Here is a 15065-nt window from a genome sequence, read left to right on the forward strand (position 1 = left end):
ACTTTATACCACTTGTTCTTGCAGTAGCTTCAACTGCTTTCTCTGAATGATGCTGATTGATTGGATAATAAGACATAGCTTTCTGCCTTTATCCAATTGTGTAAACGTTCCTGCAACGATGCAAGCTGAAACAAGCTTCCATCATTCGGTAACAGTGCAAAGCGATAGCACTCACCTGCAAACTCAAACTGAAGCGCAAATGCATGCAAATAACATCGATCTGGCTGACCAGCTTCAATCTGATTTGCACTGCCATATACAGGATCACCGAAAATTGGCGCACCGATACTTTTTAAAGCAACGCGGATCTGGTGGGTTTTGCCTGTCTTTGGGGAAACCCAAAAGAGGCGCTTTCCTTCAACCAAACCCTCACTATGAAATTGCGTCACCGCTGGTGCATTTTGACTACGGAGTAACTTCCAGCTGCCACGACGTGATTTTTCCATATCGCCTTTCACCCAGCCTTGTTTCTTTTTGGGCTTTTGATCACTCATGGCAAGATAGATTTTTTCTACACATTTATTCGTAAATAGCGTTGTAAATTCAGCCGCCGCATTTACATGACGTGCAACGATAATCAGACCAGAAGTCACCTTATCTAAACGATGAACAGGATAAAGTACTTCCTGCGTGTGCGCTTTGAGTTGATTAAACCAACCTTGCGCGTCAGCCTCATCATTAAAGCTGACCCCTGCTGGTTTTTCACAAACATAAAAGTCATCAGTTTGGAACAAGATCACAAATGCTGACCTTGCAGGATCTGCTTAACCATTTCAAGATCTTCCGGTGTGTCTACACCTGCCGGTGGCGTTTGGATAGCTTCTGCAACATGAATTTTTTCTCCATGCCACAAGACTCGAAGTTGTTCCAATGATTCGATTTTTTCCAAAGGCGACGGCGTCATTTCGATATAATCACGAATAAACCCGGCGCGATAAGCATAAATACCGATATGACGCTGATATAGTGACATATCTACACCCGTCGCTTGTTGCCAAGACACTTCATTAAAGCGAAAGTGTGCCCGATCGAATGGGATTGCAGCTCGCGAAAAATACAATGCCATCCCAGCTTTATCTCGAACCACTTTCACTGCATTTGGATTAAATATATCCGCCTCATCAAGGGAAACAGACAGTGTCGCCATCTTTGCTTCACAGCTTGCGAGATTCTCCGCAACTTGAGAGATGACACGGGGTGGGATGAGCGGCTCATCGCCTTGAACATTGACAACAATCATCTCATCCGAAAGGGCAAGCTTTTCTATTACTTCAGCCAGACGCTCTGTGCCAGATTGATGGTCAGGTGATGTCATACAGACTTCAGCGCCAAAGCTTTCGCATGCTTTTTCTATCCTTGCATCATCCGTCGCGATGACAACCTGCGATGCTTTTGATTGCACAGCCTGCTCGTACACATGCTGGATCATCGGCTTTCCGCAGATATCTGCCAATGGTTTTCCCGGTAGTCTGGACGAAGCATACCGAGCAGGAATAACGACTACGAATGCCACTTTTCAACTTCCTCTAGCGTCATATCTCTAGCTTCATTTTCCAGCATGACAGGGATATGGTTGCGAACTGGAAAGGCAACACGATCCAACTTACAGATGAGTTCCTGATTTTCTTTATCCAATAATACTTTGCCCTTACAAATGGGGCAGGCAATGATTTCTAAAAGTTTCTTATCAATTGTCATGGCTGTTTTGCCTTATGTTGAAATGCTGCAAAGATGCATCGATCTTGGCATAAAAATCTTCGGAAAGCTTCGCATCCACAGGTAAATACCAAAGATGATCGGCTATCTCCATAGCCGCACATTTTACGGCGTCTTTTTCTGTCATCAATACTTGTTCGTCATAAAAAGGCTGGAAATCTTCAGCCGAAAACTGATGGTGATCAGAAAAGGCATGTGTGTCAATGAGTTGAACACCCTCTTGATGGAGTGTATGAAAAAAACGTTCTGGATGCCCAATGGCACAAACCGCATGAAAAGCAGTAGGTAATGGCTTGTTTGATTGCTTGCCAACTGATTGGATCGGTTGTGGTTCCAACGTCATCACGTGTTCATAGTCGGGGTGCTCACCATTTGCAACAACGAAATCAACAGACGCGAGTCGCCGCTTTCCTTCACGCAGTGGTCCAAATGGCATTAAGAATCCATTGCCAAACTGTCTTTTCGCATCAACGACCACAATTTCTATCGAACGTCCCATTCGATAGTGCTGCAGTCCATCATCGCTGATTATGACATCAACCCCCTGCTGTACCAATCGCTCACAGCAAGCCACACGATCTGGCCCAACAACAACCGGAATGTCTGTGCGAAGTGAGATGAGTTTTGGCTCATCACCACAGATTTTTGCATTGACTTCAGCAGTGACTAAAAGTGGGTAGTTCTCGGATTGACCACCATAGCCACGGCTGACCAGACCTGGACGATAGCCTTGCGACTTTAAATGCTCAATCAGTGCAATACTCATCGGCGTTTTGCCGTTTCCGCCGACACTCAAATTCCCGACCACAATCAAGGGGACTGGCGGCTGGGCAACAAAAAACCAGCCGCGTTGATAACCAAAGCGCCGAATGGATGTCACCAACCAAAACAAAGGAACCAGTGGCAACAACAATATCAACGCAGGAATAAGGTATCGCTTATCTTGCTCAAACCACCAGCGTTCAACCCACGACATGCTAACCTTCTCCAAACTGCATCATACGAAGTGCAGCATATGCGCCACCTTTGTCGAGCAACGTTTGGTGATCGCCTTGTTCGATAATTTGACCATGATCAAGCACGATGATTTCATCCGCATTTTCAATAGTCGATAGACGGTGAGCAATGACTAAGCTGGTTCGTTCTTTCTGAAGGTTATCCAAGGCTTTCTGGATCATTTTTTCTGACTCAGTATCCAGTGCTGATGTTGCTTCATCCAAGATCAAAATCGGTGCGTCACGTAATAATGCCCTCGCAATCGCAATGCGTTGACGTTGCCCACCTGAGAGCATCACCCCGTTTTCACCAACTAAGGTATCCAGCCCTTCTGGTAATTTATCCGTAAACTCACTGACAAACGCTAATTTTGCCGCATTCTCAATTTGTTCACATGTCACATCCGGCATCGCATAAGCAATGTTATTCGCAATCGTATCGTTAAATAAGATCACTTGCTGAGAGACGATTGCAAACTGACGGCGCAAGGATTTTAATTCAAAATCTTGTACCGGAATACCATCAATGGTGATGTGTCCTTCTTCGATTTCATAGAAGCGAGGCAGCAAGTTCGAAAGCGTCGACTTTCCAGAGCCAGAGCGTCCGACAAGTGCGACTGTCTTCCCTTTAGGAATAGATAAACTCAGCGACTTTAACGCAGGCTCTTCTTTTGTTGGGTAAGTGAAAGTGAGGTCCTTGATCTGGATCTCACCATCCACACGCGCTTGCATCACAGTGCCTGTATTTTGTTCTTTCTCCATATCCAATAAACGAAACAAACTGCCACACGCAGCCATCCCTTTTTGGAATTCGGAGTTCACCGTCGTCAATTGTTTTAATGGACGCAGTAACATGACCATACAGGATAGCAATGAGGTAAACTGACCCGCTGTTAATGAATTCACAATTTCTGGAAAACTCGCCATAAATAAGACAAATGCAAGCGCAACTGAAGCTATCAGCTGGATCACAGATACGCTCACGGTCGAGGTGACATCCATTTTAAGTCGCTGCTGTCGGTTCACTTTGTTCATCTGTGCAAATCGCTCAGCTTCTAATTTCTGCCCCCCAAAAGACAGGATCACTTTATGGCCTTTGAGCATTTGCTCGGTCGAACGTGTCACGTCCCCTGCTGCTTGTTGCAGGTTCTGGCTGATTTTACGAAAACGTTTGGATACAATTTTTACGATGACTGCAACGATTGGCGCTAAGATAATCAAGACGGAAGAAAGCACCCAACTGTGATAAAACATCACCGCAAACAATCCAATCACAAAAACACCTTCACGGACTAAGACGATTAATGCTTTTGTACAAGCCTGCTGGACCTGCTCTGTTTCATACAAAATCTTCGACATGAGTTCACCTGTCGAGTTTTGATCATGAAACGAGACGGGAGAATCCATAAAATGCTGGAATAGCTGGTTTTTAAAGTTCACAACGACTTGAGAACCAACCCAACTCAAGCCATAGGAGCTCATAAAGTTGAACAATCCACGAAGGAGAAATAAGCCGACCACAAAAAACGGTGCCGTGCCAAGAATTTCTTTATTTTTCTCAGTCAGTCCATGATCAATAAAGACCTGGAGCATGCCCATCACAAAAGTGTCGACGGAAGCATATCCAATCATACCGATGATCGACAGGACAAACATCGCGCGATAGTCTTTGACATACCCTAACAAGCGCTTGTAATTCTGTTTTGAAGAATAATCAGACACGAAAAATCCTGTTTAATACGAAAAACGGGACCTATTTTATATGAGGCCAACCCGCAGTTAAATCATAATTTTTGAAACCAGAAAAAAGAAAAGTCACCCCGATAGTTGGATAGATGCCATTTTTCCTCTGAGAAAGATACCTGAATATGCCCAACATCCCCTGTATTCAACCATGGGATCCCCAATTTGTCATATCGCGCTGTGACTTCATTTGCAGGATGACGATACACATGGTTTGCCCCAGCACTCACCAAGATTACCTTCGGACGTATTGCTTCTAAAAACTGTCGACTACTGGATGTCCGACTGCCATGATGTGGTGCAATCAGAATATCGACAGATGATAATCGCGACTCAATTTGTTGCTCTACCGCCTGACTGATATCACCAGGGAATAATATTCGCTTCCCTGCGATTTCAAGCATGACCACACAAGAGCTATCGTTTTTATTGTCAACGCGTGAATGCCTGGGCCAAATATGCGTCAATTCTATTCCTGCCCACTGTATCTGTTTCGGAGAGCACCCGTTTTCCTTACCAAACGATGGTCCACGGATCACTTCATCAATCGAAAAAAGACGCGCCAACGTCTCATATCCACCGATATGATCACGGTCCCGATGGCTTAAATACAAACGATCAATGTGTCGTATTCCCCGCGCATGGAGAAATGGGATCAATGAATACCGGGCAGCAATATATCCACCCGGATAAGCAGGACCCGTATCATACACAAGTACTTTTCCCGAAGCCGTCAGAACAACAAGACTTAACCCTTGTCCCACATCTATCATATGTAACTCTGCTTGGCGTTTTTCTCCATGAACGCTCATGAGCAAAAGTGGTGTTATGCCAATCAACAATATAGCTATTTTCTGCCATCGTTGAAAAAAGAAATGACCTGTTGCAATACAGATAAATAAAAACAATAAACAGCATAAATCAGCATGAGAAATGGGCAACCAAGACCAGGAGAAGGTCGCTGCAAATTTTAATCCCGCCCATGCCCCTTCACACAGCCAATCAACCAATCCAGATAATGTATTGATATCCATACTGAGTAGCCCTAATTGCAACACAAAAAGTGGCATTAGAAACATCGAAAACAATGGCACAGCGATGAAGTTTACAAATAGAGACACACCAGAAGCTCCTTGGAAAAACACAACACTCAACGGCAACATCACACAAGTCAATCCGATTTGCAGGATCACAATTTGCCTGAAAGCACCTGCTATTCCAGGTTTTTGTTGATATAAACTCGTTATTAAGAAGATCACACTGACACACCCAAACGAGAGCCAAAAACCAATATCCAGAAAACAAAACGGATCAAACAAGAGGATCACCATACAGGTCAGCAGCAACAGGGCTCGCTTCGAGCAAGTCCCAATCCCATGAAAAATAATCAACCAGACAGCCAGCATCACTAACGCCCGGATGGCCGACATCGGCATATCGATCATCCATACGTAAAAGCAACAGGTCATCAGCGCAATGCTTCTGGCTATCACGATGCTTTTATCACTGCGAAAAAGAAAGCACATTGGTGAAATACACCAGCGACAGAGGCTGCTGATGAAGAAAAACAAAATCCCAATATGCAAGCCGGATATCGCAAATAAATGACTTGTCCCTGTTTTCATGAGTTGTTCTCGTTGCGCTTCAGAAAGCCCCTGACGTTGCGCCAGGAGGATCGCACGCAATGTACTCGCGGATGTTTGTTGAGAAAGTAACTGTTGAACCTTATGTGTGAATTCAAGCTTTTGTCGCTCAATGACGCTACAGGTATGGGTATGCTGCTGGATTTCCTTCAGTGAACCCGTCGCCACAATATGTGCACGAAAATAGCGCAAACGCATATTTGTCCCATGTTGATTGAGCAAGCCACGCACAGGCTTTAAGCGCAAAATACCCCTAAGAGTATCCCCTTGATGGAACTGTTCACTTTTAGTTGGGGTCTCAAGCTTGTAATAAAGTCGAACTTTTGGAGGGCGCCATCGCTCAATGGGTATATCATTCAGTGACGTGAGTTGAATATCGAGACGAAGTTGATTGTCGAAAACATCTCGTTGCGTTATCTGGCCAACAAACGAAGCGGGTTTCGCTATCAATGTTGAAGGCAGTTGCCAGCTAAGCTGCTCAATTATATGTCCCTGAAACCAAACAAAACCGAGTATTCCTACGGCAAAAAGTCGAAATCTCGTACATAATAACGCCAAGGCGAAAAAAAGAAGGAATAAAATACTATCTTCTTCTGGAACTTGCGGTAAAAATAAGGAGAATAGTGATCCTGTTATAAAACTGAAAGACCATTGTGTCATCATTCAACAATCCATGTAGTACTGTGTGGCCTTTATGCCAAAGAAGACAATAAAGAAATTTTTACCAGATCACCAGACCATCAAGGACCAAAAAGCATTAAAGATTTTTGGCAACTTGCTCTATGATGCGAATTTATGGCACCTGAACCGACGTTCTGCAAGAGGTGCATTCGCAGTTGGCCTGTTTTTCGCGTTCGTTCCTGTTCCTTTTCAAATGGTCCTTGCCGTCGCACTCGCCATCCCCTTACGTGTCAATTTGCCGATATCCATTGCGCTGGTTTGGATCACGAATCCATTAACAATGGGACCTATATTCTATGGCTGTTATCTTGTCGGGACTTTGATCTTGGGACAAGAACAAGGAGACTTTGCATTTGAAGCGAGTTGGGAATGGCTCGTCAACAGCCTTTCAACTATCGGCCCAGCATTTTTGGTTGGCTGTGGTACGCTGGGTGTGCTATTCGCGCTATTCGGTTACTTTTTTATCGACTACGCTTGGCGCTATTCTGTTGCAAAATCATGGAAAGAGCGCGCATTTAGATAAATGCTAATACAACAACATTCTGGAGAAATATTTGCGATTTCAATTATTGCATATCAATGATACTCACTCACATTTTGAGCCAACCCCCGTTTCTTTTCAATTGGATATTGAAGGCATGCATGTGCAAGTTCAAACTCAAAGTGGAGGTTATGCTCGGTTAAAGTCAGCCATTACAAAATGCCAACAACAATCAAAACTGACTTCACTTTTTCTCCATGCTGGTGACAGTTTTCAGGGAACGACTTACTTCAGTAAATTTAAAGGCCTAGCCAATGCACATCTACTCAATCAACTCATGCCGGATGCAATGACACTCGGAAATCATGAGTTTGACTTAGGCAATGGCCCTGTCAGAACATTTCTGGATGAAGTGAAATTTCCAACTCTTTCTGGAAATATGGATTTAAGTCAGGAAGACCCAAATAAACTCACGGCATTGAGTGGTCATGACTTGTTATACGATTACGACCCCAAAGCAAAGATTGCGAAAGTACTCAAAAAAGAAATTGACGGCCAGACTTTAGCAATTTTTGGGATCACGATTGATCGGATCAAAGACATTTCTTTTCCTGATGAGGATACGCTCTTTCACAATGCGATTGAAACAACGCAACGAACCATTGATGCGCTCCATGCACAAGGGATCCGACGTATTCTCGTCCTAAGTCATTTAGGCTATGCAGGCGATCTGGAACTGGCAGATAAAGTGAAAGGGATCAGCATCATCGTTGGTGGTCACTCACATACCCTCCAAGGTGAGTTCGCCGACTTTGGATTAGATGCGCGACCTTATGGTGAAATGGTCAACAATACCGCAGTTCTTCAAGCCGGCAAGTTCGCAGAAACGCTTGGCATTGGTGATGTTGAAATCGATGAAAATGGTCATTGCATTCGCTGCGAAGGCAGTAGCTATTTCCTGCTTTCAAATACAGAAACATTGTTTGTTGACGCAAAACACGACGCGATACTATCCGAGGTAAAGCAAGCTGTCTTTCAACACGCTGGTGTAATGGAAATCGAGCCGGATAAAAGCATTGAAGCGTATATCGAACAAAAGTTAAAACCTGCCATCGATGAAATGGATAATAACGTCATCACAACCGTAGCAGATAGGTTGGAAGTACAACGTATTCCAGATGAACAACGCCCCGAGGGATGCCAAGTTTCTCCCCTCGTTGCACAAGCCATGTATATGTTCGCTTCTCAACAAGTGTCGCCATTACATTTCGGGCTTTATAATGCGGGAGGGTCTCGCGTGCCACTTCCTGCAGGAGATCTCACTGAGGCCGAAATCATGGGCCGTTTGATCCCGTTTGCCTGCTCTGTTGTATATTTTAAAGTCGCAGGAAAGCACCTTCGCCACGCGCTCGAATGTGCAATCGATAACGCAACCGACAATGGTATCCAAGGCTCTGGAACAGGCAGCTTCCCTTATGGGTTTAACTTAAGATATGAGTATCAGGGAGATCAACCACAAGACCAACGGCTGACCCGCTTAGAAGTCAAAGATGACCAAGGCCAATGGGTCCCAGTCAAAGACGATGCTTACTATGGCGGGGTGTCTTCCTCATATACCGCAGCGGGCAAAGAAGGCTATGATGGATTAAACCATGCTGTTGCTCGAGAGGACTTAGGGACAGAATGTGCGGTTGCTTTTATCGAATTCGCTCGTGCGCTAGATACACTGTCGCCAAATGAAGAAAAGGCGGTGTTTTACCACCCCCCTCGACGCCATCAAAGCGAATAAGCGCTACTCAGAATCATACGCAATCGACCAAGTCAGGTTGTATTTCGCAGAAACATGTTGTGCGGGGATACCACCTGACGTACTGGAACCTGTATTAAACCGGACATAATAAGTTTTACCTTCCTCAACTGGGATTTGGATCGTATCCACCCCATCTCGAAAGCCCTTTTTAATATCATAAGCAACCACGCCTTTTTGGCGGTTACCATAGGCACTCACGTTTGCGTTCATTGGCAAGCAGGTTTTCCGCTCTGGACATTCGTATGTTGCATCTATCACACGCAAGTGCGCCACTAACACACCATTTCCTGTGGCACGAAAGTGATGATAAGAAACACCACGCTGACTTAAAGTACCTGAGATTCTAGGCTCATCTGAGCGCGTTACCTTTGCATCAACATGGTAATTGACGCTGACTTCGTTCACAAAATGTGACACATCCAAGGAATAATCCATGGATGTTGTGATCCCATCACCGGATTTAGTCGCCATAAATGACGTATGCACTGGGGTTTCTTCACGAAAACTTTCGTTTTCATAAAACCGCACCCGTTCACCTTGAGCCCCAACCGTCGCAGAAGCCTGGTAACTTTGATGAAGAAGGTCCATCGAAAATACGGGTGTAGAAAGTAATGCTGTTGAGAGAAAAAGAAGTGATTTTTTCATCGTTCCATCCTTTTTTATTAAAAAATTTCCTCTCGGATAGTGTTAATGATGTGTACTAGTATGTCAAATACTTAGCACATAACTCAATACACTATCTTGCACACTCACCCGTTCAAAACCCGCTTTTTCTAAGAGATGGATCGAACCTGGGTTATCAACCGATACCCCCGCATGGATCACTTGCGGCTCACTGATACGGCTGCGCCATTCCACAAACCCATTCAGTAACTCAGTACCAAAACCTTGCCCTTGGAATCGCTCAGAAAGCAAGTAACCCAAATTCACATGCTGCTTATCTTTGATGAATTCTTCGAAGAGCAGGACAAATCCGATTGGTTCCTGTAATGCTTGATGGATGACAAATAGTAACCGACCGTCTGCTTCGCGTTCCTTCAACCAATGAACTGCTTCTTCTTTGGTGTTTACGGGTTGCCAGTTTCCAGGTAAGTGCTGACATGCTTGCTCTGTGACTGTCTCGATGATGCATTGCAGTAATTGTTCATCTTGAGGAGAAAATTGTTGTTGAGTCGCCCAGTCTAAACAGACCAGACGATTCGTTTTTAAGCACTCACTCATGTGGTTGATGTCTCCTGCGCTGATGGTTGTGCATCTGTTGACGCCACCTCTACCATCATTTTTTGCTTAAATGCTTCTGTCATTTCATATCCTTTGATTGCAGGTCCACTGATTGCTTCAAGACCAAGCTGACCTGTGTAAATTATCAGCGCTGTGGTCAGGGCATCAAGGAACCACCCAAGCACTAAACCAAAAGAACCGAGCGTCACCGACATTTCCGCTAATGCTGGAACAGTCTGTAAGCCGGTCAGGGCATGGAGTGATAATGCAATCCAGAAGCCAGAGCAGAACGGGCATCGAAGAAAATCATAAAGTGATCGCAGTGAGCGTGGTAATTGTTCTAGTATTGCCGCAAACCAGCGCCATTCTGGCATTTTTTTCCAAATTAGGGTGTATACGGCAAGACCCATCAATGCAAGTGTTAGATTCATACAACCTCCAAAATCGGCTTTTTGTTACTCTGGCGACTATTATCTTCTCTAATTTCAATGCAAAATAGAGCGTATCTTACCTTTGTATCGGCTTATTTTTAGGTGTTGTTGTTATGTCTCATTCTGACTCAGCGATTGAAGTCGGTGATCATGCTATCCCCGTACTATTACCAGATAAACATGCTGCTCAAACAGATCATATGTTTCATTTTCTATTGGAAGGTGAGTACACCATGGATCTTGGCGAACCTGTCCAGATCCAGCCTGGGATGATGATGTTGATCCCATCCGGTGTCCCCCACTATTTAGTTTCTGGAAAAGATATTCGGATCACTTACGCCAGCTTTTGTGTCCAATGCCTCCAATTGGATGAAAGCGACCCTCTCTTGGCTCCCTTTGTACAAGTCAGACTCGGCGCAGTGCCCGTGTTCCCAATACCAAAAGAAAGACATCCATATCTATTGACCTTATTTAATGAGCTCAAAAAAGAAACGCAACGCGTAACACCAGAGTCATTCACACTCAGCCGTTGTCTTCTCCTGTTATTACTTGGAGAAATTGTAAGAGCCTCCCACCACAACCCGCTAGAAACCCAACGTCCTTCAGGCGTATCTGCCGCGATGGCTTATATCGAAAAGCACTGCCTCCACCCCATCTCTTTAAAAGATGTCGCCAGTGCAGTCCATTACAGCCCAGCGTACCTTGCAACAGCATTCAAAAAAGCAACCGGATTTACAGTGGGCGCCTGGATCAATCAACATCGTCTAGCCCAAGCTTGCTCCCGCCTTCTGCATACGGATGAAAAAGTGGATGCCATCGCACAACAAGTCGGCTGGCAAGATGTCACCCACTTTATCCGACAATTTAAAAAAGCTTACGGTATGACGCCAGCTGCGTGGCGGAAGCATAAAACACAAGATGTTACTGAGTGATCATGTTAAGATTAAGAAGATGAGTTTATCTTTTGGAAAGTCCCCCACTCAACAGCGATAAACCATCTTAGAAGTTATTTGAGGATGTATTCATGCAAACAAAAGTAAAACTGCTGCTCGTGCTCGGTACCGCAATGGCGCTTGCAGGGTGTAGTAAACTCACAAAAGAAAACTACGCAAAACTACAGATTGGCCAAAAGCGCGCTTATGTCGAAGACATTCTAGGCAAGCCTGATCACTGTGAAGATATTGTTGTGGCTGATCTCTGCACTTGGGGCAACGAAAATAAATATATCAAAGTTGGTTTTACCAAAAATACGATCGTGAGCTTGGCAAGTGATGATCTGGGTGAAAACCTCATCGATATTGATTTTAATTTTTAATCCTGACAATGACTGTCAATCCATGACACGAATTTACGATTAGCTCGATTATTCTGGAACATTGCAGTAAAACAAAAGTACGACCGATGTTCCAGATCAACGACTTTCAAAGATACCGCCTTTGGTGGCTCCTCTATTTGCTTTCTTTATTTTATTCTCACCTATCCTTTTCTTAGCCGATTGTTTTGAGTATGCTGCATGATGTGATTTTCCAAATTCCTTATCAAGCTGAATTACATAAAAAAATAACAAATCCAAACTTAATTTCCCCGTCATCATTCTGAACTTTCTTTATGCGCTTTTCTCGCCAAATGTATGGGCATCAAAAGATTAACGGGTGAAGACTAACCTCAATGAAGGCAAAAATAGGCCACCAAACCCCCGCTTAAAGTCCGCGATGTGTAACTCTTTTTCGTTTGGTATTGCGCCATCAGCTTTCTTTTGTCCCGCAAAAAAGCTTTCTCCAAAATCAAAAACGCGACAGCCCCGTTTTTGAGCTTCCTGAAGCGCCAGCCAAACTTGAATATGAGAAAGCGGTTTATCAAAGTGTTCCCGTTGATACACTCCGACACCGTAATAACATATTGTTGGGCTGCAAAGATACAAACCAGCAGAAACCAACTCTTCCTCAAGGTACCCTTCAATCAAAAAAGCTTCACCAGCTGCGATCTGTCGTTCTTGACTATCCCAACTTTCATCGGAGCGTGTTTTCTTCCCTGCAACGTCCAAGTGGAGCTGTTGCATGGCTTGTATACATCCCTTCTGAAAGTTGTCATGATCGGTCATATGATGGCTAAGTAGTGTTTCGCCTTTTTTGATTTCGCCTTTATAGCTTTTCCTGATATTCGTTTTTATTTCGCTGAGCGGTACATTTAAATGGATCGTTTGCTGAAAATAAGGCAATGACTCTGCTTGATGTTTCATCAACCACAAAGCTAATGGTGATAGAGAGTTCTGAACGCTTTCATGGAATTCAAATCGAATCGGTGTATTTTCATTCAATCGGCTTTCAAGATGGTGGATCAGCGCTTTATATGCACCTTTACGTGCTGTATCCGATGCATTCCGGTGGACAATCAACTGCGCCCCTAGCCCAGCATAACCAAAGTATGTGATCCCATTTTTCTGATGTTGCGTCATCGCCAAACCGATGATCGGTTCTCCCCCCAATTCAACGACAACCCGGGCATCCTGAATATTAATCTCAAAGTATGCAGCATAATAGCGCTGTGCTTCTGGTTGGATATAGTAAGCTATATTTTCTGCTTCACTTAGCAACATTTGCCAATAGCGCGCAAACGACTCACTCTCAGTCGTATGAATATTCAAGATGATTTCCCCTAAAGTACTGACGCAATCCCATTCAGTTTTTCTTCATCCATTTCACCATGGATGGGGATTGCCAAGCATGGACGATAGTCTAGTTTGAGTGGATGATCTGAGAAATTAAAGTTTAAACAAGCAGTCTCAATATCCAACTTGTCACAGCGTTTCTGAACGGTGATTTGCTCAGATGCTGATACGAGCAGCGGAATGATCCCCGGTGCACAATGTTCTGACTCCAAAGCCTCAAACATCCATTTCGGCCAGTGGCGAGAAAGCGCTGATCGCTCAGCCAGTGCCAAGTGATTTCTTCTCGCTTGTGCTTCCTCTTTAAATGCACTCCAGCAGTCCCCTGCCATCACCTGATCGGATAAAATGGTTGGTAGGCGAGTCACATAGGTCTTCGTCACATAATCGAACATGGCGTCATGCCCAAACTCAATGCTTTCAGCAATTTTATGCTGCCAGGTTTCTTGCATTGGAGCAGGCGCATGCACCAAGCCATCCTTCGCGGCAAGCAATCCACCGCCACTAAACCCCAAAGTTTTACCAAGGCTCACGAGGGCAAGCTGGCCCGATTTTGCTACATCACTCAGCAAATCTTGACGGGATAAAACATCCGCAGAATCCACATAATCCAGAATGAGTTTGGCATGAGGGAAACGCGCTTCTACTTCTGGATAATGATGTTTAAAACTCGGCCACCCCCATTGCTCATAGAGCAGCACCGCATCCACCTGGATATGATGATTGAGAACTTCACGCATAGGGATGGGCGTTGCAAATGCAGCAACGGCGTTCACCACACAGCGTGAACTCCATTCTGGGATTGCAATGCGATGGACACGACTGAGTCCGAGGTACTTCACAGCAAAAGCTAAGGCCTGACGACCACTTGGAAAGACATATTCCAGATCGATTCTACGGATCCCTTGGGCAATCCGGGGGGTTGTTCGCCAAAGTTTACACGACATGGCAACTCTCACCAGTGAAGCGATAATGTCGACCCATCTTGTCAGTGTAGTGTGAATTTTGAAGAATAGAAAACTCAATGCTATGGTGTGTTAAACAAATGAAGAACAAACTATTTTTAATAAGAGATCATCATGGAAAAAGAAGAAATTGCAAAAGTGATGAGAGAGGCAGCAACGGATGCGGTCACTATTGCGTCCGATCAATTCTCTGTCGACCTCGATTTTTCCCCGGATAGCCTGACAAAACTGGATTTTGTTCTACTTCAATACAACTTAGAGCATGAAGAAAACCCACTTTCGTCAGAGCATTTATTTACGATCTCCAATATTTTTGGTGGCTATGTTGGCGAAACATTTATTCGTAATGTGGGTGGTGAATGGTTTCAGGATGAAAGTGATCCAGATGCACCGTTCCTATGTGTGAAATACTCCGGCAAATCATTTCCCTTTGCTTCTACAATTTATCAAAAAGTGATTGACGATCCACAGGTCAGCATTGCGAAATATTATGATCTCGCAACGCAAGGTGTTGTCCAATAAAATTTCTTGGCATCGCGCCATTTTGATTTTGTTCGATGTCAAAATGAGATACAATGCGCCCACCCTACGACTGATGATAAAAATGATTGCATTTTGGCTGTGTTGAAAGAAAACCTCATTGCAATTTTCAATCTTCTATCGACCAATTTCGGTTGCTGCAATGGCGACCCCAACACATCCTTAATCCAATTC

17 protein-coding genes are annotated in these 15065 nt (G+C 44.3%); 5 read left to right on the plus strand and 12 right to left on the minus strand.

What is annotated here, in order from left to right; translation table 11 throughout:
• Nucleotides 1-29: 29 nt before the first annotated feature.
• From C505_RS0101155 to C505_RS0101180, 6 genes are all read right to left on the minus strand, one after another.
• The gene (locus tag C505_RS0101155; protein ID WP_018690763.1) at nucleotides 30-740 is read right to left on the minus strand and encodes a TIGR01621 family pseudouridine synthase; all 711 of its coding nucleotides are present in this window, start codon (nucleotides 738-740) and stop codon (nucleotides 30-32) included.
• The gene (gene kdsB / locus C505_RS0101160; protein WP_018690764.1) at nucleotides 737-1513 is read right to left on the minus strand and encodes a 3-deoxy-manno-octulosonate cytidylyltransferase; all 777 of its coding nucleotides are present in this window, start codon (nucleotides 1511-1513) and stop codon (nucleotides 737-739) included. The genes C505_RS0101155 and kdsB overlap by 4 nt, the downstream gene beginning before the upstream one ends.
• Nucleotides 1501-1698 (minus strand): Trm112 family protein, encoded by a 198-nt coding sequence (locus C505_RS0101165; protein ID WP_018690765.1) that lies wholly within the window; start codon nucleotides 1696-1698, stop codon nucleotides 1501-1503. The genes kdsB and C505_RS0101165 overlap by 13 nt, the downstream gene beginning before the upstream one ends.
• The gene (gene lpxK / locus C505_RS0101170; protein ID WP_018690766.1) at nucleotides 1688-2692 is read right to left on the minus strand and encodes a tetraacyldisaccharide 4'-kinase; all 1005 of its coding nucleotides are present in this window, start codon (nucleotides 2690-2692) and stop codon (nucleotides 1688-1690) included. Before lpxK ends, C505_RS0101165 begins: the two co-directional genes overlap by 11 nt.
• Nucleotide 2693: 1 nt before the next feature.
• Nucleotides 2694-4433 (minus strand): lipid A export permease/ATP-binding protein MsbA, encoded by a 1740-nt coding sequence (gene msbA, locus C505_RS0101175; RefSeq protein ID WP_018690767.1) that lies wholly within the window; start codon nucleotides 4431-4433, stop codon nucleotides 2694-2696.
• A 62-nt stretch (nucleotides 4434-4495) separates the two neighbouring features.
• Nucleotides 4496-6760, minus strand: a complete 2265-nt coding sequence (locus C505_RS0101180; RefSeq protein WP_018690768.1) for a DNA internalization-related competence protein ComEC/Rec2 — start codon at nucleotides 6758-6760, stop codon at nucleotides 4496-4498.
• 31 nt (nucleotides 6761-6791) lie between these two features.
• On the opposite strand from C505_RS0101180, the gene C505_RS0101185 reads away from it, so the two are divergent.
• Both C505_RS0101185 and C505_RS21065 read left to right on the plus strand, forming a co-directional pair.
• Entirely contained in the window at nucleotides 6792-7301 is a 510-nt protein-coding gene (locus C505_RS0101185; RefSeq protein ID WP_018690769.1) for a DUF2062 domain-containing protein, read from the plus strand.
• A gap of 31 nt (nucleotides 7302-7332) precedes the next feature.
• Complete coding sequence (locus tag C505_RS21065) at nucleotides 7333-9048, plus strand: bifunctional metallophosphatase/5'-nucleotidase (RefSeq protein ID WP_018690770.1); 1716 nt, start codon at nucleotides 7333-7335, stop codon at nucleotides 9046-9048.
• Nucleotides 9049-9051: 3 nt separating this feature from the next.
• Here the strand turns inward: C505_RS21065 and C505_RS0101195 are convergent, their stop codons facing one another.
• The 3 genes from C505_RS0101195 to C505_RS0101205 form a co-directional block, all read right to left on the minus strand.
• Nucleotides 9052-9714: a hypothetical protein gene (locus C505_RS0101195; RefSeq protein WP_018690771.1), complete on the minus strand. Its 663-nt coding sequence runs from the start codon at nucleotides 9712-9714 to the stop codon at nucleotides 9052-9054.
• A gap of 63 nt (nucleotides 9715-9777) precedes the next feature.
• On the minus strand, nucleotides 9778-10290 hold the full coding sequence (locus C505_RS0101200) for a GNAT family N-acetyltransferase (RefSeq protein WP_018690772.1): 513 nt from the start codon (nucleotides 10288-10290) through the stop codon (nucleotides 9778-9780).
• Complete coding sequence (locus tag C505_RS0101205; RefSeq protein WP_018690773.1) at nucleotides 10287-10721, minus strand: hypothetical protein; 435 nt, start codon at nucleotides 10719-10721, stop codon at nucleotides 10287-10289. Before C505_RS0101205 ends, C505_RS0101200 begins: the two co-directional genes overlap by 4 nt.
• A 113-nt stretch (nucleotides 10722-10834) precedes the next feature.
• On the opposite strand from C505_RS0101205, the gene C505_RS0101210 reads away from it, so the two are divergent.
• A complete protein-coding gene (locus tag C505_RS0101210) occupies nucleotides 10835-11653 on the plus strand; it encodes a helix-turn-helix transcriptional regulator (RefSeq protein ID WP_018690774.1) in 819 nt (272 codons plus the stop codon).
• Between the two features lie 92 nt (nucleotides 11654-11745).
• The gene (locus C505_RS21070; protein ID WP_018690775.1) at nucleotides 11746-12036 is read left to right on the plus strand and encodes a hypothetical protein; all 291 of its coding nucleotides are present in this window, start codon (nucleotides 11746-11748) and stop codon (nucleotides 12034-12036) included.
• Nucleotides 12037-12132: 96 nt separating this feature from the next.
• On the opposite strand, the gene C505_RS0101220 is transcribed toward C505_RS21070, so the two are convergent.
• From C505_RS0101220 to C505_RS0101230, 3 genes are read right to left on the minus strand one after another with little or no spacing between them, the layout of a single operon-like run.
• Nucleotides 12133-12315, minus strand: coding sequence for a hypothetical protein (locus C505_RS0101220; RefSeq protein WP_018690776.1), 183 nt, complete (start codon nucleotides 12313-12315; stop codon nucleotides 12133-12135).
• Between the two features lie 51 nt (nucleotides 12316-12366).
• Nucleotides 12367-13365 (minus strand): GNAT family N-acetyltransferase, encoded by a 999-nt coding sequence (locus C505_RS0101225; RefSeq protein WP_157368711.1) that lies wholly within the window; start codon nucleotides 13363-13365, stop codon nucleotides 12367-12369.
• Between the two features lie 11 nt (nucleotides 13366-13376).
• Nucleotides 13377-14333 carry a hypothetical protein gene (locus tag C505_RS0101230; protein WP_018690778.1) on the minus strand — a complete coding sequence of 319 codons (957 nt, stop codon included), beginning with the start codon at nucleotides 14331-14333 and terminating at the stop codon, nucleotides 13377-13379.
• A gap of 132 nt (nucleotides 14334-14465) precedes the next feature.
• On the opposite strand from C505_RS0101230, the gene C505_RS0101235 reads away from it, so the two are divergent.
• Nucleotides 14466-14873: a hypothetical protein gene (locus C505_RS0101235; protein WP_018690779.1), complete on the plus strand. Its 408-nt coding sequence runs from the start codon at nucleotides 14466-14468 to the stop codon at nucleotides 14871-14873.
• The last annotated feature ends 192 nt before the right edge of the window (nucleotides 14874-15065 follow it).

The organism is Algicola sagamiensis DSM 14643, assembly GCF_000374485.1.
GTDB classification, from domain to species: domain Bacteria; phylum Pseudomonadota; class Gammaproteobacteria; order Enterobacterales; family Alteromonadaceae; genus Algicola; species Algicola sagamiensis.